The sequence below is a fragment of the Methylomonas sp. MS20 genome (assembly GCF_050275925.1).
Classification (GTDB): domain Bacteria; phylum Pseudomonadota; class Gammaproteobacteria; order Methylococcales; family Methylomonadaceae; genus Methylomonas; species Methylomonas koyamae_A.
This window is the reverse complement of the sequence record NZ_CP189962.1, coordinates 1787855-1807969: the sequence shown is the minus strand read 5'-3', so window position 1 is coordinate 1807969 and position 20115 is coordinate 1787855. Positions and strand designations below refer to the sequence as shown.

The 20115-nt window shown below is 57.5% G+C and carries 24 protein-coding genes; 12 read left to right on the top strand and 12 right to left on the bottom strand.

Annotated elements, in window-relative coordinates:
* Positions 1–211: 211 nt before the first annotated feature.
* Positions 212–853, bottom strand: a complete 642-nt coding sequence (locus ACQE3D_RS07850) for a hypothetical protein (RefSeq protein WP_064031497.1) — start codon at positions 851–853, stop codon at positions 212–214.
* A gap of 551 nt (positions 854–1404) precedes the next feature.
* Between ACQE3D_RS07850 and ACQE3D_RS07845 the strand changes: the two genes are divergently transcribed.
* From ACQE3D_RS07845 to ACQE3D_RS07810, 8 genes are all read left to right on the top strand, one after another.
* Positions 1405–1677: a BufA1 family periplasmic bufferin-type metallophore gene (locus ACQE3D_RS07845; protein WP_064031498.1), complete on the top strand. Its 273-nt coding sequence runs from the start codon at positions 1405–1407 to the stop codon at positions 1675–1677.
* Between the two features lie 9 nt (positions 1678–1686).
* Entirely contained in the window at positions 1687–2568 is an 882-nt protein-coding gene (locus ACQE3D_RS07840; protein ID WP_427551532.1) for a DUF692 domain-containing protein, read from the top strand.
* A complete protein-coding gene (locus ACQE3D_RS07835; RefSeq protein ID WP_064031500.1) occupies positions 2552–3322 on the top strand; it encodes a DNA-binding domain-containing protein in 771 nt (256 codons plus the stop codon). The genes ACQE3D_RS07840 and ACQE3D_RS07835 overlap by 17 nt, the downstream gene beginning before the upstream one ends.
* A gap of 12 nt (positions 3323–3334) precedes the next feature.
* On the top strand, positions 3335–3802 hold the full coding sequence (locus ACQE3D_RS07830; RefSeq protein ID WP_427551531.1) for a DoxX family protein: 468 nt from the start codon (positions 3335–3337) through the stop codon (positions 3800–3802).
* Positions 3799–4410: a cytochrome P460 family protein gene (locus tag ACQE3D_RS07825; protein WP_313728453.1), complete on the top strand. Its 612-nt coding sequence runs from the start codon at positions 3799–3801 to the stop codon at positions 4408–4410. The genes ACQE3D_RS07830 and ACQE3D_RS07825 overlap by 4 nt, the downstream gene beginning before the upstream one ends.
* A gap of 11 nt (positions 4411–4421) precedes the next feature.
* On the top strand, positions 4422–5339 hold the full coding sequence (gene msrP / locus ACQE3D_RS07820; protein WP_427551529.1) for a protein-methionine-sulfoxide reductase catalytic subunit MsrP: 918 nt from the start codon (positions 4422–4424) through the stop codon (positions 5337–5339).
* A gap of 4 nt (positions 5340–5343) precedes the next feature.
* Entirely contained in the window at positions 5344–5952 is a 609-nt protein-coding gene (locus ACQE3D_RS07815; RefSeq protein WP_427551527.1) for a sulfite oxidase heme-binding subunit YedZ, read from the top strand.
* Between the two features lie 199 nt (positions 5953–6151).
* Entirely contained in the window at positions 6152–6364 is a 213-nt protein-coding gene (locus ACQE3D_RS07810) for a hypothetical protein (RefSeq protein WP_082885714.1), read from the top strand.
* A 142-nt stretch (positions 6365–6506) separates the two neighbouring features.
* Here the strand turns inward: ACQE3D_RS07810 and ACQE3D_RS07805 are convergent, their stop codons facing one another.
* Positions 6507–6665, bottom strand: coding sequence for an LPXTG cell wall anchor domain-containing protein (locus tag ACQE3D_RS07805; RefSeq protein WP_168033091.1), 159 nt, complete (start codon positions 6663–6665; stop codon positions 6507–6509).
* A 34-nt stretch (positions 6666–6699) separates the two neighbouring features.
* The gene (locus ACQE3D_RS07800; RefSeq protein WP_427551525.1) at positions 6700–6822 is read right to left on the bottom strand and encodes a hypothetical protein; all 123 of its coding nucleotides are present in this window, start codon (positions 6820–6822) and stop codon (positions 6700–6702) included.
* Between the two features lie 158 nt (positions 6823–6980).
* On the opposite strand from ACQE3D_RS07800, the gene ACQE3D_RS07795 reads away from it, so the two are divergent.
* The 3 genes from ACQE3D_RS07795 to ACQE3D_RS07785 all read left to right on the top strand — a co-directional run bounded on the left by ACQE3D_RS07795 (position 6981) and on the right by ACQE3D_RS07785 (position 9888).
* On the top strand, positions 6981–8069 hold the full coding sequence (locus ACQE3D_RS07795; RefSeq protein WP_427551523.1) for a lactonase family protein: 1089 nt from the start codon (positions 6981–6983) through the stop codon (positions 8067–8069).
* Between the two features lie 70 nt (positions 8070–8139).
* Positions 8140–8901, top strand: a complete 762-nt coding sequence (locus ACQE3D_RS07790) for a haloacid dehalogenase type II (protein WP_427551521.1) — start codon at positions 8140–8142, stop codon at positions 8899–8901.
* 807 nt (positions 8902–9708) lie between these two features.
* The gene (locus ACQE3D_RS07785; RefSeq protein WP_427551519.1) at positions 9709–9888 is read left to right on the top strand and encodes a hypothetical protein; all 180 of its coding nucleotides are present in this window, start codon (positions 9709–9711) and stop codon (positions 9886–9888) included.
* 91 nt (positions 9889–9979) lie between these two features.
* Here the strand turns inward: ACQE3D_RS07785 and ACQE3D_RS07780 are convergent, their stop codons facing one another.
* The 5 genes from ACQE3D_RS07780 to ACQE3D_RS07760 form a co-directional block, all read right to left on the bottom strand.
* Positions 9980–10540, bottom strand: a complete 561-nt coding sequence (locus tag ACQE3D_RS07780; RefSeq protein ID WP_427551517.1) for a DoxX family protein — start codon at positions 10538–10540, stop codon at positions 9980–9982.
* A gap of 17 nt (positions 10541–10557) precedes the next feature.
* Complete coding sequence (locus ACQE3D_RS07775; protein ID WP_427551515.1) at positions 10558–11313, bottom strand: DNA-binding domain-containing protein; 756 nt, start codon at positions 11311–11313, stop codon at positions 10558–10560.
* On the bottom strand, positions 11310–12182 hold the full coding sequence (locus ACQE3D_RS07770) for a DUF692 domain-containing protein (RefSeq protein ID WP_427551513.1): 873 nt from the start codon (positions 12180–12182) through the stop codon (positions 11310–11312). Before ACQE3D_RS07770 ends, ACQE3D_RS07775 begins: the two co-directional genes overlap by 4 nt.
* Before the next feature lie 15 nt (positions 12183–12197).
* A complete protein-coding gene (locus ACQE3D_RS07765; protein ID WP_205450508.1) occupies positions 12198–12524 on the bottom strand; it encodes a hypothetical protein in 327 nt (108 codons plus the stop codon).
* 95 nt (positions 12525–12619) lie between these two features.
* Positions 12620–13114: a MerR family transcriptional regulator gene (locus ACQE3D_RS07760; protein ID WP_205450507.1), complete on the bottom strand. Its 495-nt coding sequence runs from the start codon at positions 13112–13114 to the stop codon at positions 12620–12622.
* Between the two features lie 102 nt (positions 13115–13216).
* Here ACQE3D_RS07760 and ACQE3D_RS07755 point away from each other — a divergent pair, with 102 nt between their 5' ends.
* On the top strand, positions 13217–14293 hold the full coding sequence (locus tag ACQE3D_RS07755) for a cobalamin-independent methionine synthase II family protein (RefSeq protein WP_427551511.1): 1077 nt from the start codon (positions 13217–13219) through the stop codon (positions 14291–14293).
* 23 nt (positions 14294–14316) lie between these two features.
* On the opposite strand, the gene ACQE3D_RS07750 is transcribed toward ACQE3D_RS07755, so the two are convergent.
* From ACQE3D_RS07750 to ACQE3D_RS07735, 4 genes are all read right to left on the bottom strand, one after another.
* Positions 14317–14499 (bottom strand): zf-HC2 domain-containing protein, encoded by a 183-nt coding sequence (locus ACQE3D_RS07750; protein WP_205450505.1) that lies wholly within the window; start codon positions 14497–14499, stop codon positions 14317–14319.
* Positions 14500–14511: 12 nt separating this feature from the next.
* On the bottom strand, positions 14512–15114 hold the full coding sequence (locus ACQE3D_RS07745; RefSeq protein WP_427551510.1) for a sigma-70 family RNA polymerase sigma factor: 603 nt from the start codon (positions 15112–15114) through the stop codon (positions 14512–14514).
* 142 nt (positions 15115–15256) lie between these two features.
* Entirely contained in the window at positions 15257–17134 is a 1878-nt protein-coding gene (locus tag ACQE3D_RS07740; protein WP_427551508.1) for a GMC family oxidoreductase, read from the bottom strand.
* Positions 17135–17148: 14 nt separating this feature from the next.
* Complete coding sequence (locus ACQE3D_RS07735) at positions 17149–19686, bottom strand: hypothetical protein (RefSeq protein ID WP_427551507.1); 2538 nt, start codon at positions 19684–19686, stop codon at positions 17149–17151.
* Between the last annotated feature and the right edge of the window lie 429 nt (positions 19687–20115).

Genomic DNA, 20115 nt, shown 5'->3' with positions numbered 1-20115 from the left:
GATTGCCGGACCGGTTAGAGCGCGGAGCGAATCCAAACGCCATGGACGGATTTAAGCCAACCATCCATGACATTGGATGCCCGCTTCCCGGCGGGCATGACGGCCTTGAACAAATCCGACAAAGTAGAATTCGCCAAATCCGCTTTCAGTCGGCGAACTCCGAGGGTTTAATCCGACCCGCCAAATTAAGCCTGTCGATGGCCGTGGCACTTCATAATACGAAACACCCGCCCAATTGAAACACGCTTTCACCCCGTTGACTCGCCAGCAAATTCACGCAGTAAATCAACCAACTGCGGCTATCGCCGTGTTCGTCAACCGCGATAATCCAACTGGGCACCATGCCCATTTCCTCGTAGCTGCAGTGGTACAGCGGCTGAACACCGTTATGAAACACTTGCAGATACTGATTGGCCCTGGCCATTTGAGTCGCCAGGGTGTTGGCTCGATTCATCGCCCCTTGATTGGTGTTGTCGTTGGAATGCAGCATCACGGTCCGGCCGCTGTGCATATCCTTCGCGATCAAAAAGGAACAGCCCGAGAACGGACCGCTGATCACAACGCGCGCGCCCGGATCGAGTTCCATGCCCGTGCAACAATTTTGACCCCATTTTAGAAACCGAATCGGCGTTTTTACCCCCGCATTGGTTTCTCGCAACAGAGAAACCACCTTTTTGTCCGAAGTAATCTGCGCGACGTTCTCCAACGGATCGTATTTCAGTAAATTATTGTTAAAGACCGCAATCGGCATCGCGTTGAAGTTGGTGCTGACCATTTGCGGCGTGGCTTTTCCGTAACTTTTAGCTAAGGTTTTGATGGTATCGAAGGCAATACCGCTATTGATGTTTGGCATGGGGCGTCTCGTTTAGAATTTTTATCGGGGCAACAGCGTCGAGCGGAGCTCGCCCAAAGTATAGAGTCTTTTGCGCCGCCGGCAGCCCAAGACGCACGCCATCGAGTTCGGCTTAATCGATAGCCCGCGCTCGCCGGCTCCGCGAGCTATTGTAGGTTGCGATTCGGCGGCAGACCTTCGTCCGTTACGCTTACCCGCCGGATAATCCATTGAAATGCCTAAACAACTGGTGGCTTTTACTATGAAAGTCGCCGGATGCCGCGCCCAATCCGGTGTCGGAAGGCTGTCAATCGCGGCTAAAGCCGCTCCAACACATTTTCTCGATGCCCGGCTCGCGCCCCAACCCACCACTATTGGCGGCCGCCGCGAATAGTGGCGGGCATAGGGGTGTCGTTGCAGCGGTTGATTGCGGCCGAATATCCGCTAATAGATTGAATTCGTTTGGTTATTTTCGACAACCTCCAGTTGGCACGGCGTTTGTAATACCTAATACGTCGCGGCGAGCGCCGCCGACATCACTCAAACCAAACCACTTAATTGGAGATACCACCATGAAAAACTCGAACACTATCATTACCAGCGCCGTCGCCTCGTTGTTAGCCTTGGCCGCGATCGGCGCGCAAAGCACGGCGGTGGCCGCCGACAAGATGGACATGGAGAAATGCTACGGCGTAGCCAAGGCCGGCAAGAACGATTGCAAAACCTTGTCCAACGCCTGCGCCGGCCATTCCACCAGCGACGGCCAAAAAGACGCCTTCATCGCCGTGCCGGCCGGCACTTGCGAACGCATCGTCGGCGGCCAAACCCAGATGCCCGGCATGTAAGCCGCCGCGATGACGACGCCACGATCCTCACAACTTTCGCGGCGGGTCGCCGCGCCGATTCCGGCTTGCGCCGGAGTCGGCCTGCGTTCGACCCATCACGGCGACGCCTTGGCCGGCCCGGTGCCGGTCGGCTGGCTGGAAGTCCACAGCGAAAACTATTTCGGCGCCGGCGGTCCGCCGCTGCGCTACCTGGAAACCTTGCGAGACGCGTTGCCGATCAGTCTACACGGCGTCGGTCTGTCTCTGGGTTCGACAGACCCGCTGGACAGCGAGCATTTACGCCAACTCAAGCATTTGATCGGCCGCGTCGAGCCCGGTCTGGTCTCGGAACATTTGAGTTGGAGTTCGCAAGGCGGCCGCTATCTGAACGACTTGCTGCCGCTGCCTTATACCGAAGCCACGCTGCACCACCTGTGCGACCGGCTGAACCGGGTACAGGATTTTCTGGGACGGACGCTGCTGATCGAAAACCCGGCCGGCTATCTGCAATACCGGGAAGCCGACTACAGCGAAAGCGGGTTTTTGAACGAACTGGCCCGGCGTAGCGGCTGCGGAATTCTGTTGGACGTCAATAATCTGTACGTGTCCAGCCACAACCTGCATTGGAACGCGGCCGATTATCTGGCCGAGTTGGACGGCGAGCGGGTAGGCGAATTGCATCTGGCCGGCCATGCGTTGCGTACTATCGATACCGCGAGCCTGCTGCTGGACACCCACGCCGGTCCGGTGGCGGCATCGGTCTGGCAACTGTTCCGGCAAGTGTTGCAACGCTTCGGCCGGCGGCCGACCTTAATCGAATGGGATGCGGATTTGCCGGCCTGGCCGGTGTTGCTAAACGAGGCCGCCAAGGCCGACGAGTTATTGGAGACCAACGATGCATGCATTGCGTGATTTGCAACAAGACATGGCGGACTACGCGTTCGGCCTGGCCGAACGGGTGCCGGCGGCTATCGTCGGCGGCGAAATCGCCGCCGAAAAACGCTTGGCGCTATATCGCAACAATACTCGCCTGGGCCTGACCCAAGCCTTGCGCGAGGTATATCCGGTCGTCGAACGCCTGGTCGGCGAGCAATTTTTCAATTATCTGGCGCGGTTTTTCATCGAAGCTCATCCGCCGGCGCAAGCAGCCTTGCTGCATTACGGCGAGGCGCTGGCCGATTTTTTGACCGATTTTCCGCCGACCCACGGGCTGGACTATCTAGCCGACGTCGCCCGCCTGGAATGGTACTGGCACGGCGCCTATCACGCCGCCGACGCCGCGCTGCTAGACGCGCGCGGCCTGGCGGCGGTGCCGGCCAGCCTTTATCCGGCGCTGCGTCTGCGCTTCCATCCGTCGTTGCGTTTGTTGGCGTCGCCTTACCCGGTTTTCGCGATCTGGCAAGCCAATTTGCCGGACGCCGACGCCGCCACGCCGATTTCGCTGGCCGAAGGTGCCAGCCATGTCGTGGTGCATCGCAACGGTTTCGAGGTGAACGCCAGCGAAATCGAACGCGGCGAGTTCCGGCTGCTGTCCGCGTTGGCGGCCGGATTGACGCTGAGTCAGGCGATGGACCGGCCAAGCGGCGAAACCACCGCGCCGCCGCTAGACCTTTATCTACCGCGCTGGTTGCGCATGGGTTTGCTAACCGGCTTTTTTATCCGTTGACAGAGATTTGCGATGCACAGTATCTATTTTCATCCAACCACCAAGACGCCGAAACCGGCGATATTCGAGACCCTGACCAACCGGACCGCCGCCGCAAGCGATTTCGCGCTGAGGCTTTGGCTGGCCCACGCATTCTGGGTATCCGGCCAACAAAAATTGGCCAGTTGGGCCGGCACTCTGTATTTGTTCGAATACGAATACCGGGTGCCGCTGCTGGCGCCGGACTGGGCCGCCTACCTGGCGACCGCCGTCGAATTGGTGTTACCGGTATGCTTGGTTTTGGGTTGTTACGGCCGGGTAACGGCGACGCTGTTGGCCTTGTTCAACGCCGCGGCGGTGTTGTCCTACCCGGATTTGGGGCCGGCCGGGCTGGAACAGCATTTGGCCTGGGGTTTGGTATTGTTGTCGCTGGCGGCGCGCGGCCCCGGCGCTTGGTCGGTGGACGCTTGGCGGCGGCTGACTCGGCGGGAGGCAACATGAGATCACACGGCGCAATCGGGTTCGTCCTGTTGGCCGCCAGCGCTACGGCGTTGGCCGGCGACGGCATCGCCGACACCTTCACCACGCTGGTTTCAGCCAACGGCACGATCCGCGCGCCGGACGATGTTCGCGGCCGCTGGGTGCATTTGGGATCTTGGCTGGTGTCCGATCCGCAGGCCCCCGGATACGGATTCCACGACGTCTACACCCAAGCCGATGCAGCGGCCGAATTTCGTCGCGGCGGCCGTTTTCCGGACGGTACGGTGCTGGTCAAGGAGATCCGCGCGATCGGCCGCCAAGCCTTGAGTACCGGCCAAGCCGACTATGCCAGCGCGATCAAGCTTCGCTTTGTCATGGTCAAGGATGCCAAACGGCGTTTTCCGGGCCACCGGGATTGGGCCGACGGCTGGGGTTGGGCCTTGTTCGATGCCAAAAGCCCGCAAGCCAACATTTCGCAAGGTTACCAGGTATCCTGCCAAAACTGCCATTTGCCGGCCAAGGCCACCGACGGCGTCTATCTGCAAGCTTACCCGACGCTGTCGGCGCCAGGAACCGAAACCGCCGGTCCAGGCTCTACCCAGCGATCACCCGAATCCGCCCATAAATAGGAGCGCCCCGCATGATGCCGATCAAACCTTCCGAAATTACCCCCAAGGCCGTGTTCGAAGCCCGCCGCGACTTTATGCGCGGCGCCGGCGGCGCGCTGCTGGCCGCGATGTGGCCTAGTCTGTCGTGGGCCGGCGAGAAGTGGCCAGACGTGAAGGCGTCGGCCTATAAATTGGACGAAGAATTGACGCCTTATAAGTCGGTCACCGAATACAACAATTTTTACGAATTCGGCACCAGCAAGGACGACCCGGCGGCTCGGGCCGCGAGCCTGAATATCCGGCCCTGGACCGTCGCGGTCGAGGGCGAGGTCCGCAAGCCCAAAGTTTTCGACATAGCCGAGTTACTGAAATTGGCGCCGCAGGAAGAACGGATTTATCGGCTGCGCTGCGTGGAAGCCTGGTCGATGGTGGTGCCGTGGCTGGGATATTCGCTGGCCGAATTACTGAAACGGGTGGAGCCGACCGGCAACGCCAAATACGTTGAATTCGTCAGTCTGCACGATACGGCGCAAATGCCAGGGCAAAAATATCCGGTACTGGATTGGCCTTACCGCGAAGGCCTGCGCATCGACGAAGCCATGCACCCGTTAACCTTGCTGACCTTCGGCCTGTACGGCGAACTACTGCCCAAGCAGAACGGCGCGCCGATTCGGGTGGTCGTCCCTTGGAAATACGGCTTTAAGAGCGCGAAATCCATCGTCAAAATTCGCTTGGTGGAAAAGCCGCCGCTGACCAGTTGGATGAAGGCCGGGCCCAGCGAATACGGCTTTTACGCTAACGTCAACCCGGACGTCGATCATCCGCGCTGGAGCCAGGCCAAGGAACGCCGGCTCGGCGAATTTTTAAAGCGCAAGACCCTGCCCTTCAACGGCTATGCCGAGCAAGTCGCCGGGCTATACAGCGGCATGGACCTGCGGGAGAATTTTTGACGCGATGAGCTGGAAAAACCCAAGTTCGAAACGCATCGCGTTGCTGAAAGTCACGCTGTTCACGGTGGCCTTGTTGCCGTTGGCAAAGCTGGGTCATGCCGCCTATACAGATAGCCTAGGCGCCAATCCGATCGAAAAAGTCACTCACCTGACCGGTTACTGGGCATTGACTTTTTTGTTGGTCACATTGTCCGCGACGCCGATGCGGCTGTTGACCGGCTGGTCCTGGTGGTTGCGCTTGCGGCGCATGCTGGGCTTGTTCGCGTTCTTTTACGCGCTGCTGCATGTCTTGACATATCTGGTGCTGGACCAATTCTTCGACTGGCCGGCGATTGCCGAGGACGTGTTCAAGCGCCCCTACATCACGGTCGGCTTTTCGGTGTTTTTAATTCTGCTGGCCTTGGCCGCGACATCGACCAACGCGATGGTCCGCAGGCTGGGCGGCAAACGCTGGCAATCCTTGCACCGCTGGGTTTACGTTGCGGCTTGCGGCGGCGTGGCGCATTTTATCTGGTTGGTCAAAAAAGACCTGACGCGCCCGCTGACGTTCGCGGCAATTCTCGGTCTGTTGCTGATCGTTCGACTGTCGCGTTTACTACACAGCGACAAGTAACCACATAAAAATTGCTGGAACAGAACTTGCGAACAGCCAATCGAGCACGAAAAACGGGCGATTCGGCCGGTTTTTGTATCGTTTCCTCCACATTACCCGTCACTAATGTGCGAGGCCCGACACAAGCGCCATCACCAAACCGTCCGTTTTTCGGGCCGTTCTCCTTATCCTTATTAACCGGAACAATGAGGTACTTACCATGGCTGAATTTTACGTTGAACTAAACGCGCAAGACACTGGCGAACGCTTTCTGCACAGAGCCGAATGCACGGCATTACCTGCAAAAGACACTTTGCGTTACCTGGGGGCCATTTCGAACCCGACTAGCGCCGCCAAAAAAGCCAGCGAGTTTTTGAAAATGGTCACACCGTGCCCACATTGCCTGCCGGCCGCCACCGCGAAGGCCGCTTGATCGCTAGACGTTAATCCCGTCGCGAACGCGTTGGTTTCAATCGATGGCTCGCCACCGTTGAAATCGACGCCTTCGGGCATTCCAAGGGCTTGTTATCGCCGCTACGCAAGCGCCTATCCTAAAACACCGGCGCCTCAACTTGTCAGCCGTCGCTAGCTTGGCTGTGTTTCTTCCGCTTCCAGACAAAATATCCCGCCGCCGCGCTAGCCGCGACGACCAAAAGCATCAGCACCGGATGCTGGTAAAACAACTCGAAAAAATTGCCGACGCCTTGCGACGTTCCACGGTAATACGGTCCCATCGTTCTCTCCCCGCAAATTTCAGAAAATCCGCTTCTACGGCGCCGTTGACCGGCACCGCGAATCCAAACCCAGCGTACCGCACGATTCCTCGATGTCCAGGGTGTGGTTCATCGCCACGCCGCCCCGTAACGGCTGGCCGCGATCAGCGGCGGGCATGTCAGCCGCCGAAACGACCGGGTCCGGTTGCCTGAAATGGCCTAGCGAGCAAGTGACAAAGATTTGATTTCGTCGTGAGGATTCGGTGACCGGCTGGGGCGCAATATTCGTTTCGCCCCATTGAGGGGTATTCCCTTCCATTTAATTTCGAGGTCTACATGAACAACACCCTTAAGACGCTGGCCGCCGCCATACCGTTATTATTACCGCTAACCGCTCAGGCCTGGCCCGAGACATACCGGGAAACCGCTTACACGCTGTCGAACGCCGCGAGTAACTCGGTACTCGCCTTCCGTTTGAACGCCGCCGGCAAAATGCAACCGGCCGGCAGTTACGCAACCGGCGGCGCCGGCACCGGTGCCGGCTTGGGTAATCAAGGCGCGTTGGCCTTCAGCGAAAACCAGCGTTTTCTGTTCGCGATCAACGCCGGCAGTAATGACGTATCGGTGTTTAGAGTGCGCGACAACGGCCTGGAATTGGTGCACCGCGCCGCCGAACCCGGCGTGACGCCGGTTAGCCTGACCGTCGCCCACGACCGGGTTTACGTGGTCAACGCCGGCGACGATTCGATTTTCGGTTACCGATTCGATGCGCGTAGCGGCCGACTCTATCCGCTGGAACAGTCTTACCGTAAACTGGGCGACGACGCTAGCGGGCCGGCGCAGATCAGTTTCGACCGCGACGGCGACGCGCTGGTGGTGACCGAGAAAGCCGGTAACAAAATTGTCAGTTTTACCCTGGATAATCGCGGCTTGCCGGACGAGAAGCACAGCTTGGCCTCGGCCGGCAACACGCCGTTCGGTTTTGCCTTCGGCAAGCACAACCAATTCTTCGTTTCCGAGGCGCAGGGCGGCGCGGCCAACGGCGCTACCGTGTCGGCCTACCGCTTACACGAAGACGGTAGCTTGCAATTGCTGGACGGCGCGGTCGCCGTGGAACAAACCGCCGCTTGCTGGCTGGCAACCACGCCGAACGGTAAACTTGCGTTCACCGCGAATACGCCGGCCGGCTCGATTGCATCGTTTGCGATAGGCCGCCACGGCCAGTTGGAATTGCTGCAAGCCCGCGCCGCCGAAGAAAGCCGCCCCAACGATTTGGCGGTGTCCTACGACGGCGGCCGGCTGTACAGCTTGAGTAACGGCGACCACAGCATAGGCGTATATCGAATCGGCGCGGACGGCGAATTGCAATCCGTGACCCATTTGAACACCTTACCGGCCGGCGTTACCGGCTTGGTGGTCCGCTAAATCGAAGCCGGCCGCTCGGTTTGCGCCGCGCGGCCGGCTTTCCTTTCGTTCTATTCACTTTGGAGTTGCCATGCCACTGACCCGCCGCGAATTTCTACGCCTGTCCGGTGCCGCCAGCGCCGGCCTGCTGCTACAGGTTACCCAAGCCAAGGCAGCAAACCGCATCAAGGCGGTCGCCTTCGACGGCTTTACGACTTTCGATCCCCGACCGATCGCCGCGCTGGCGGAAACCTTGTTTCCCGGCCAAGGCCAAACCCTGGCGCAATCCTGGCGGACGCGTCAATTCGAGTACGCTTGGCTGCGCACCTTGATGGGCAATTATGCCGACTTCTGGCAGGTCACCGAAGAGGCATTGATCTTTGCCGCCCAACAACATGCGCTGGAATTGACCGGCGAGAAGCGCGAGCGTTTGATGCAAGCGTTTATGTCGCTAGACGCCTGGCCGGACGCGAAGGCGGCCTTGCTCCGTTTAAAGGCATCCGGATTACGCTTGGCGTTTTTGTCTAACTTCACCGCGACGATGTTGGACGCCTGCGTCAAACAGGCCGGTCTGGAAGGGATTTTCGAGGAGCACCTGAGCACCGACCGGGTCAAGGCCTACAAACCGGACCCTCGCGCGTATCGGATGGGTACGGAAGCGTTCGGTCTACCGCGCGAGCAAATCGTCTTCGCCGCATTCGGCGGCTGGGACGCGGCCGGCGCCAAGGCCTTCGGCTATCCGACCTTTTGGGTCAATCGCGTGCAAGCGCCTCGAGAACACCTCGGCGTGACCGCCGAAGCCAGCGGCAAGACGCTGACCGATCTGGCCGATTTTATTCAGACCTTGGGCTGACAACCGCCTCAAGGACCGACCGGCGTCAAAGCCCCTGCAATGGGCCGGTCGTGCCGACTTAGCATGGCGCTAATTCTATACTTTGTCGGATTTGTTCAAGACCGTCATGCCCGCCGGGAAACAGGCATCCAGCGCCATGGAGGGTTGGCTTAAATCCGGCCATGGCGTCCGGATTCGCTCCGCGCTCTAACGGGTCCGGTCATCCAGGCCGGAATGACGATGCTTATTTAGTCATCTGACAAAGTAGAACTCTAACGCCGACGGCCGAATCGACGCCGTTACCCACAACGCGCCGGTTTGCCGTTACGATAGCCGCTTTAGACCCCAAGCCCTAGCCTAGTTTGCTATTTTAGATCGCCATACACACTATTCAAGCCATGCTCAACACCGCCCAGATAACCGGGGAGTCGCTATTTTTGCGAAAGATTTTTCGGCAATCCCTTGCCCGAAAAATCGGCAAAAATTACGCGACCGCCAATGCCTCCGGCGGCCCCGATTCGTCCGCGTCGCCTCGTTTCGCCCCAACAAGGGGGCGAAACATGGGCTCTCGCATGACTTGATGGCGTTTCGCGATGCCTTGCAGGTTTTCTCCGCTTCGCTGCGAAAACCCGCCCGGCGCTACGCCTATCGCGGACTAAAAATCGTCACTTCGCTAACGCTCCGTTTCCACGATTTTCAGCGAAGGCCGATCCCTCAATCGTTGAAGACTTACGCAATGGTAAACCGCTGCTGGACAGCAAATTGGACGCTCTGGCTGGCTTTACACGCGCGGTGGTGAAAAACCGAGGTGTAGTTTGCGAGCAAACCTTGGACAAATTTATCACAGCAGGCTACAGCCGGACACAGGTATTGGAAGTGTTACTGGGCGTGGCATTCAAAACCTTGAGCAACTACACCAACCATATCATTCATGCGCCGCTGGATACCGCTTTTCAGGCCGAAGCCTGGGATGAACCCGCGCAATGCGGCAACCGGCAGTGTGCTTAAACGCGGAGCTGGTCAAGGTATGCGCCGAATGATTCATCTTGATCGTTCCCGTCTGAGCGGAAACCCAGAATAATCAATAACCCGATCCCCGCTATTGCGGGGATTTTGCCGATACTGAAGCGGCACGTCGATTTAACCAGGCATCAACGCCCACTCGTCCACTGCCGCTCAGCACCAACGAACCGAGCATGAATAAATAGCCCAGCGGTAGTTTGAAATTGCCGTAACCTTTGTCGATAACCGCATAACCTTTCCATAATTCGGCCAGGGTATGCCATTCGGTGGGCCAATGTGCGGCGGCGATGGCAACCACGGTCAACAACATTAGTGCCGCGCTGAAGAAACGGGTCATAAAGCCCAGGATCAGGGCGATGGGCGCGATGATTTCCAGACCAGTAGCCAAGCCCCAACTCAAATTGGCGGGCAATAAGCTGAACGGAAACGGAAAACTCAAATCGGCAAACCAATTCTCGCCGTTGAGCTTTTCCAGGCCAGCTTCGCCAAATTCGTAAGCCAACAACAGGCGCGGAAAAATCGGCGCCAGGCCATGCAGTTGATGATCAAACCAGCGAGAAAGCCGGTTGGAAATAGCGCCCAGCCGCTCGACGTAGGCCGTGCAGGTGTTTTCGGGGGATTCGATGAGATCGTTCATGGCCAAAGCTCCAAGGTTCAAATCAGTTGGACGTCGATGATCACGTCCTGGTGATGCAATTCGAGCAGCATGCGCCGGCCGAATTCCAGAAATTGTGCATCCGCGGGGGTGCCGCCGTTTATGGCCTGCAAGGTCTGTTGCCCGGTCATGCCGTTATTGAGCAGCAAAATTAGCTTCGCCGTGGCCGGGCTTAGGCTGACAAATCGCACTTGATCATCACGATCGCGAAAACCCAGGATGCGATTGACCGATTCGGGCGGCTGATTCGGCAGACAGTTTGGGCCTATGTCTTGTACCGGCCAGCGGTAATGCAGCAACTGCATGACCGGTGCCAATACCGGGACATTGTTAAGTAAATCGGCGGCAGACAGCGTCTTCCGGGTTACCGGCTCCGACTCGGCAATCGACAACTGCAATTCGATCCATTCGAAATGCGCCAGTTCGGCTAAAAACGGCCACTCGCCAGGCTGCTGCTGGCGTTCCTGTTGCAGATATTGCAGGAACTCATCGGGAATTTGCCGGTAATACGGCGTCAGACAGCGATGTTCGGCGATGAATTCCAGCAGCAACTTTCGCCAGTCCTCTTTCGACAGCAGGCTGTGAATGACCGGAAAACAGGCCGTCAGGCTCTCGTCGAATTTGTTATAGAGCAGATCGACATACACGGCTAGCCGTTCAGGGGCGAATCCCGCAGGTAATCGAGCTGCTTGCGGTTGACGCAGATAATTCAGAAACTGTTTTTGCTGCTGTTGAAAAGCCGGTGTCGGGTTCATGCCGCCACCTCGCTGAGGCCACGTGTGCCGCAGCAATGCCGATGACTATTTTGTAAGTCACGAATTCGTTCCACTTCGATCAATAAGTCAGCCAATGACGGGATATTACTGTCGCGTTCCACCAAGGTCGGAAAAACGCCAAAACTTCGATAGGCCTCGGCCAGCAAGTCCCAAACCGGCTCGATCGTATTCTGACCGTGGGTGTCGATGATCAAGCCCGAAGGTTCCAGATCGTGACCGGCCACATGCCCATAGACGATGCGCTCGCCGGGCAAGCTGCGTAAGAATGCAATTGGGTCGTTGCCGTGATTGACGCTATTGACATAGATGTTGTTGACATCCAGATGCAGAAAGCAATCGGCTTCGCTGAGTACGGCATTGATGAATGTCAGTTCGTCCATCTCCGCCTGTGGCGGCTGGACATAGTAAGAAGCGTTTTCCAGGGCGATGGACCGTTGCAGAATATCCTGAGTTTGGCGAATCCGGCCGGCGACATGCTTGACTGCCCGCTCCGTAAAAGGGATCGGGTATAAATCATAAAAATGCCCCTCGTCGCTGCAAAAACTCAAGTGCTCGGTGTACAGGGCAAAATCATGGTGATCGAGAAACTGTTTCAGTTCGCCTAAAAATGCAGTATCGAGCGGCGCGGGGCCGCCCAAAGATAGGGCCAAACCGTGCGCCACGAAGCGGTGGCGCTCGGTCAGACTACGGAACTGCTTGCCGAGATAACCACCGACGCCCACCCAGTTTTCCGGTGATACTTCGAAAAAATCGATGCAGTCGGGCACTTCAACCTGCAAGGCCGGCAGCATGCTGCGGCGCAAGCCCAAACCGGCACCGTTCAAATGGAAAGGATGGGTGATAGACATCGGCGCGACTCCGGCTTATTTTGCGGTTTTAACGCTGCAACCGGCTTCCGGCATCTTGGCGCTACAGCCGCCTTCCGGCATTTTGGCACTGCAACCGCCCTCGGCGCCTTTCATGTCCTTCATTTTGTTGGCACCGCATTTGCCTTCACCGCATTTACCTTCCTTCATTTTGGCGCTGCAACCCGCTTCGGCCGATTTACCGTCCGCCGCCGCCAATTGCTGAGCGGGATTGATGCTGGACATTGCAAAGGGATTTTCACCCGCTTGAATGGCGGGCGCCGCGCTGAGTAAGGTTGAAGCCAACGCGCTGCTTAATGTCAAAGACAAGGTTTTTTTGTTCATGGTGTTCTCTCCGATAGATAAATTAATGATCAGGACAAGCAACAATGCCTTCCTGCTCTATCAGTCGGAGCCGTTCGAAATTCCTTACAAAATTTTTAAGGGGTATCGGGGTCCCAAATCAAGCGGGCGATATCCGACGACTCAACCTGCTTATCAACCTCGCAATGAGGGCAATCCTGCCGGTTAGGCCGGTTGGGACAATCTCGGCAGTGGCCGATCAAATCGCTAGCCTTCGCAATATCGTGTTCCAGTTGGGTAAGGCGTTCGATTTGATCGCTAAGTGCGGTTTTCAGAGCGGTTAGCTCCGGTAGCACGTTTTTACTCGCCTTCGATCCGGTTTCGTACTGGTCGCGTAGCGTCGCTAAGCGGCCTATCGTCTCCAGGTCCACTCCGCAGCGACTGAGCGTCAAGGCAATCTCCATACGCTTCATGTCTTTTCGGGCATAGAGACGAGTGCCGGCCTCGGTGCGAGCCGGCACGATCACGCCCAATTCTTCGTAAAGACGAATCGTGCGTGGCGTCGTGGCAAGTTGTTCGGCGAGTTCGCCGATTTTCAAAACATCGCGTTGCTCGCGAGGCGGTAATCGCATGACAATATATTACATTGAGGTTAGATAATGTTGACAGTTCGTATTCGATTCACTATAACAATACCGCGAACATCAACCAATCACCCAAATTAAGGAGCGCACATGTTCATCCCAACCGAACCGATCGGCAGCATCCCACGCCCCCCGAATTTATTGGCCTGTCTGCGCGAATTCCATCAAGGCAACGTATCCGCCGAAACGTTGCAAGCCGAATACGACGCCGCATTGCGGGATACCGTGCAACGCTTCGAAGCCACGGGCTCTCCGGTGATCAGCGATGGCGAGCAAAGCAAACCCAGTTTTGCTACCTATCCCTTGGCGAATTTGGATAATATTGCCGCCGACGGTCTGACGATACCTTTTTCCGACGGCCATAGCCGGCAACTGCCGCGATTGACGGCGGGCCCGTTTCGGTACGGGGTTTATGCCGACCATTATTTGCAAGCGGCCATGCGCTATGCCACGGTACCGGTGAAGCAAGCCGTCATTTCCGCTTCCGCGCTCAGTTTGCTGTATCCGAGCGAAGGCTTTGCCGATTATGACGAGGCCACGTTTTTGGCCGATCTGGTCGACCAAGCCGAAAGGGATATACGCGGCTGCCTGGAATCAGGCGCACATTGCGTACAGATAGACTTTACCGAAGGCCGACTCGCCGTCAAGTTGGACCCAACTAAACAGCTTTTGAGGCGCTTCATCGAGTTGAACAATCGAGTGTTGGAACGTTTCCAGCCGGAATTGAGGCGCCGTATCGGGGTACATACTTGTCCCGGCGGCGATTGCGACAGCACGCACAGCGCCGATGTCGATTATGCCGAATTGTTGCCGGAGCTGTTCAATTTGAAAGCGAGCAACTTTTACGTGCAGATGGCCAGCGACACCTATCCCGAACGCGCGCTGGCGGTCATCAAACAGTATCTCCGCCCAGAGCAACGCGTGTTCGTCGGCGTAATCGACGTGCTCGATTCGAATGTGGAATCGCCCGAAACGGTTCGCGACCGCGTCTTGCAAGCCGCCGAGTTTATCCCGCTCGGTCAATTAGGAACGACCGACGATTGCGGTTATTCGCCATTCGAAGACGATACCTCGACCGGCCGCGATACCGCATTTGCCAAAATCGAGGCTCGCGTATTGGGTACCCGCATGGCGGCGGAAAAACTCGGCCAGCGAAGCTCATCGTAAATGGCAGTGCTGGCGGTTAGACGCTATTTGGAACGATGGTCCCAATAGCTTCTAGCGGCTTTACGAATAAACTCGGTTTGGTTGCGGAAGTTTCGGCAATGAGAGCACATCAGCAGATGAACATTGACTGCAATTTTCTCGCTTAGCCGAAGCGGCTTATCCAAGTCGATGGATACCAATTCGGTAATTTCTTTACAATGACGCATCAGGCATTCCTTTTAATTGATTGATCGATTAAACCAGCGAATTTCCAGGCATTCGCGCAACCGCAAGCGGGCGCGATGCATGGTGACCCAGTAATTGGCGTCGCTGATGCCTGTCTCCTGGCAGACTTCCTCTGCTTCCAATCCAACCAGTTCGCGCAACATGAACACCTGGGCCATTTTCGGCGGCAGGTTGTTCTGACATGTTTCGTAAATCATCCAGAATTCCTGTTGCTTGAGTGCTGCTTCAGGATCGTTCCAAGCAGCAGGCTTGCTAATCCAGCGGCCGTTTTCAGTGAAACAGTCATCCTCGTAGTTTTCACCGCTGAGTTCATCGTGCTGATCGAAATCCGAGGCGGTGATCTCTCGTGCACTTCGCCGCCAATGATCGGCAATCTTATGTTTCAAAATACCGATCAACCAAGTACGCAAACCAGCCGTGCCTTGGAAATTCGCAGACGATTGCCAAGCGGCCAGCAAGGTTTCCTGCACCGCATCGTCGGCCAGCTCGTTATCCTTCAATTGCAGCAAGGCGTAACGAAACAACACCGGACGATGTTCGGCCAGCAGGACTTCGTTCAATTGATCGGGTGGGTTCATCTCTGCGCTCAGCAACATGCGTTAATCTCCTTAGTCGGACCGACTACAGGCTGAGTCGTTTGGAGAGTGTCATACCTTACAAAAAATAAGAAGAGTAGGCTCAAATAAGCCGGCAAATAGCCGCAAACTAGCGGCTACTCGCCGGGTGACGGTTTACGAATCAAGCCTCCGACAGAATGACATCGGCGGCTTTTTCGGCGATCATGTAGATCGCGCAGACGATGAAGAAACCCGGAATCCTCGGGAAGACCGAGGCGTCCACGACCCGCAAGCCTTTCACGCCGCGCACCCGAAACCGGCTGTCCAGCACCGCCATGGCGTCGCCGTCGGCGCCGATTGGGCAGGTGCAGGAGGCGTGATGGCCCCAGGATTGATAGCGGATGAAGTCGCGGATTTCGTCGTCGGTTTGCACGGCCGCGCCCGGAAAGGCTTCTTCCTCGATGATGCCCTTGGCGATCAGCGGCGCGGTTAGGCTACGCACGAATTTGACGCCGGCCACCACCGATTCCAAGTCTTCGCCGCCGTCCGGCGTGCCTTCCTCGAAATACTTGAAATTGATGTAGGGCCGCTCGCGCGGATCGGCCGATTTCAATTTCACTTCGCCGCCCCGATTGTTGGTGTGCGCCTTCAATACCGCCCAGGTCAGGTAATTCAACTCCGGTATCCATTGCGAGAAGTTGGGGAAGTAACCCTGAAAACGGGCCAGCAACGCAAAACAGAACAGATCGGGCAACTTGCGCTGTTTCAATGAACGCTTGATCACCGCCAGCACCGCGCCGTTAGTGGTATACACGCCCTTGCGTTGGGTTTCCCATTCGGTGTATTGCGGATCGCCCTTGGCATAGCGGGCGCCCTTCAAAACTTCCCAGTCCTGTTTCATCTTGTTGACGACGCCGACTTCGTAGCGGTCCTGCAAATTGCTGCCGACGCCGGGTAGATCGACGCGGACCTGGATACGCAAGCGCTCCAGGTCCGCTTTCGGGCCGATGCCGGACAGCATCAGCAACTGCGGGGTGTTGAAGGCGCCGCCGGCCAGGATCACCTCCTTGGCGGCGAATACCTGGTGGGTTTCGCCGGATTGCGTCGCCGGCTGATAATGGGCTTGGTAGAGTTTTTCGCCTTTTTGATATTCAACGCCGATGGCCCGATTGTCATTGTCGAACAACACCTGGGTCACCAGCGCGTTCAACTCGATATGCAACCGGTCGGGATGTTTTTGCTGTACTTCCAGCAAGCGGTCGCGAGTACTCAAACGGGCGTGGTTGCGGGTCATCAACGGCGGATAACGTAAGCCGGTAGCGTTTTTCTCGACCAGCCGCCAATCGTTGGGATCGCCCAGGCTTTCGCCGAACCATTCGGCGCCTTCGATAGGATCGGTATCGATGTTTTTCCAAACTTCCTCGACCGATTCTTTCAGGGTTTGCACCAGGGTTTTGTCGCCCAGGGCTTCCAACGGGATGGCTTTTTCGGTTTGCAACCAGCCGCCGAAGCCGTGCCGAGTCGGGTTGATACCCAATTTGGCGGCCCAGCGGTAGCTCGGCAGACGATGGTGGCAGTCTTCCATTTTCTCGAAATAACCGCGCATGTTGTCGGCGTGCCAGCTGGCGTCGCCGGTCAGATCGGCGATGTGATTCCAGTCGTCGTTATGCGGGTACACGGTGATCATCGCATTGTGCGCGGTACAGCCGCCCAGGCAGCCGGCGCGCGGATACAGCACGCCGTCCACCTTTTCGCCATCCCAAACGTCGCGATATTTCTCGTCGCGGCGTTGCAACTGGGTATCGCCCCAATGGCGCACCCAAAAATCCCAACGCATGGCTTTGTTCTCGTTGGACAGGGCGTGAAATACCGGCACCTGGTAGTCTTCCGGCAGGCGGTTGGCGTCGGAAATCGCGTTGCCGCCCTGCATCTTTAGCGGATCGCCGCCGGCTTCCAACACCAACACCTTGCGGCCGTTTTCCGCCAATCGAGCGGCCAGGGTGCCGCCGCCGGCACCCGACCCCACCACGATATAGTCATATTTTGTGCTATCGCTCATAGTGGCTTCCCCGATCAGAAGGTTTTCAACAATTCGATCAAGGCTTCCTTGTCGGCGTCGCTCAAGGCCCGGTCTTTTTCCTCGGCCAAGTAGTCGGTACCAAAGTAATGGCCGCGATTGACCACGAAGTCCGGACATTTGCTGACGCTTAACATGTCATCGACGATTTTTCTGTCATCGAAAACCTTGATGGCCTCTTCGTCGCTGGCGCCTTGCGGAATCGCTTTCAAGGCTTTTTTAACGTCCTTCAGCACTTTGATTAAGTGAAACACGTGCTTGGGATCGCTGGGATCGAGGTTCATGTTGGACACCAGATTCACCGGCGTGCCTTTCGGAATCGGCCCCAGTTCCACGCCGGACTTATCGAAGGCCCAAGGTTTCAACAAGCTGAACGGCTCGACCAGCGGTTGCAGCAAGTCCGGCAGATAGCCTTTCGGCACCCGCAGATAGCTGCTGGCGGTGGTCACGTCAACTTGGCCTTTCAAGACCTTGCGTTCGGCGGGATTGGCGGAATCGACCACCACGATGTCGCGGTTGCCGCTGCGTTTTTCGGGCCACAGGATTTGCCGGATCGAGTCGTCGAAGGATTTGAGCCGGTCTTCGACCGAGCCGCTGGGATAAAACTTGCCGACCGAGTTGTTCAGTAAATACGGCGCGGTCGACCACAGACTGACCAGCGAGGCCGGCCGGGTGTAGCCGCGGCCGCCGCCCGGCATGTCGTAGTCGTAGGCGGCGCCGGTGATCGGATGATGCACCGTGTATTTGCCGACCGACGGCAGATCCTTGTAGCTTTGCGAGGTGAAGTTATCCCAGATGTTGTTGCCCAAGCCGTTGGTCGCCAACGGGCTGCAGGCGTTGGTTTGCAGCAAGGTCACCGGTACCCGCAATTCGGTGGACAGGAAGTTGTCTTGCAGGAAGTCCGGCTTGGCGACGATGGCCTTCATCTCGGTTTTGAACTCGTCGGTTTTGCTCCACTTCCAGTAGTTGTTCCAGCAGCTTAGGTAATCCGAACCGACGCAACCGTTGGGGAAGAAGCTATAGGCTTTTTCCGGCAATTTGCTGGAATGGCAACGGGCGCACGTTTCGGCGAAGACTTCCTTGCCGCGTGTCAACACCTCGGCCGAGGCTTTCAGATGTTGTTCGCCGCCGGGTGCCTTGCTAAGATAATCCGGCTGGGCTGTGGCCAGGAAGAACAGAGCCAGATCGGGCGTTTGCTGCTCGGTGGCATTCCAGTAGGACGAGTTTTTCCGGGCGGTGGCGATCGGAAACGGCGAGATTTTTTCGCCGCCGATCAAGGGCCGGAAGTGTTCGGTCCATTCCTCGCTGAACAGGCCGATGTTGACGAACACCCGGTTCAACGCACCCAGCGCGCCGACCGAATCGGCACCGTCCTTCAACACCCGAGGCGTCCACACCGTATCCGGTTGTTTGAAAAAGCTGTTCAGCGGGCTTTCGGCCGGCAGTTTCAAATCGTTGAACTGACGATTGTTCAGACCGCCGCCGGCGATGCGTTCCTGACCGAATTTCAGCGCGTTTTTCATCCGCGCGCCGAGGTTATACACGGCGTTCATCGTGCGCGGATTGTTGATGTAGTCGGTCGAAACCAGCGAAGTATCCAGCGCGCCGGGCCGCGAGGTATGGAACAACTGGAACGGGAAGCTGGATGGATCGGCTTCGTAGGAGAAAATCCGGTCTATCCAAAAATACTGGGCGCCCGGATTGGAATTCAAATTCTCCCACTTCGGGTTCTCCGGATCGGCCGGCGGATTGGACGGATTGGGGCCGACATGGCAAAAGCCGCAAGACATGCCGACCCGGTAAGGCCGGATCAGGTCTTTGTTGTTGTAATAGCTGGGATCGTTATAGAACTTTTCCGGGTTCCAGGCCTTGGCGGCTTTCTCGTCGAAATCCGGATTCGGAAACAAACGCAAGCCGACCACGCCGGTCGCGTAACCGTAGTAGGAGCCTACCGGCACGGTTTTACCGCGCGCGCCGATTTTAACGCCGGGATATTTCGTTTCGTCCTCGAACGGGTCGGCCGGGCAATCGCCGGTCCGTTCGTCCAGCCACAGGCCATAGCGGTCCTGGCGCGGCGCGGTCGGTTTTTTAAAGCAGGGTTCGTTGACCAAGCCCAAATAATTCCAGCGATTGTCGCGGCTGAATTTCAAGGTGTCGTGGCTGGACAGCATTTTTAAAAAATCCAGCGTACCGACGCTGGTTTTGCCGATGTCGTTCCAGAAGCGGTCGTTGCCGGCGGTCCAGACAATCCAGTTGTTGCGGCCGCGTACCACCGCGTCGTGGGCATCCTTGGCGGAAATGCCCGGCACGTAGGGGCTCAGCGCGCGCGCCAAGGCCTCGGGGTCCTTGCTGGCGCCGTAGTCCATGTCCTTGAAGTAATCGTCGTCGGCACCCTTCAGGGTTTCCGCGCCGCGGCCGGCTTGCAGGGCTTCGTCCTTGACCTTGCCGGCCTTGGACCAAAACGTCGCGTGCGCCGTTGACGACGATACCAGTATCGCCACCAGCGCCAATAACTTGGGTAGTTGTGAGTTCATGATTTCCTCCGGATAGATAGATTCAGCGGGCAACGCCTTGTTATGGTTATTGGCATTTGCTCGATAACGCCGACAGCGGCTTGTGCCTGGGCGGGCCATCCCGCGCCGCTGCGTTTTTCGCGCGGCTTCTCGAGCGGTGGCGCGCGATGACGCGCCGCTCGGCAAGCCGTGAGTTAAACCGAGCCGCGCCTTGGCGCCGCCCGGTACGGGATTCGATCGAAGTCGCGCTCAGCCAAGCGGCGGCGAGTCAAGACGACATCGATAAACGGAACTGGAGCTTAAAAAAATCCGCGCGGCCGAAACCGAAGTCGGCTCGCCTTGCTGCCGTATCCAGGCGCAAAAAAAACCGCCGGCCGGAGGACGGAGGCCGGTCGGTAAGCGGGCAAGTTCGGAGGTGCGCCGATTCGAAAACAGACGGCGAGCAAGCGT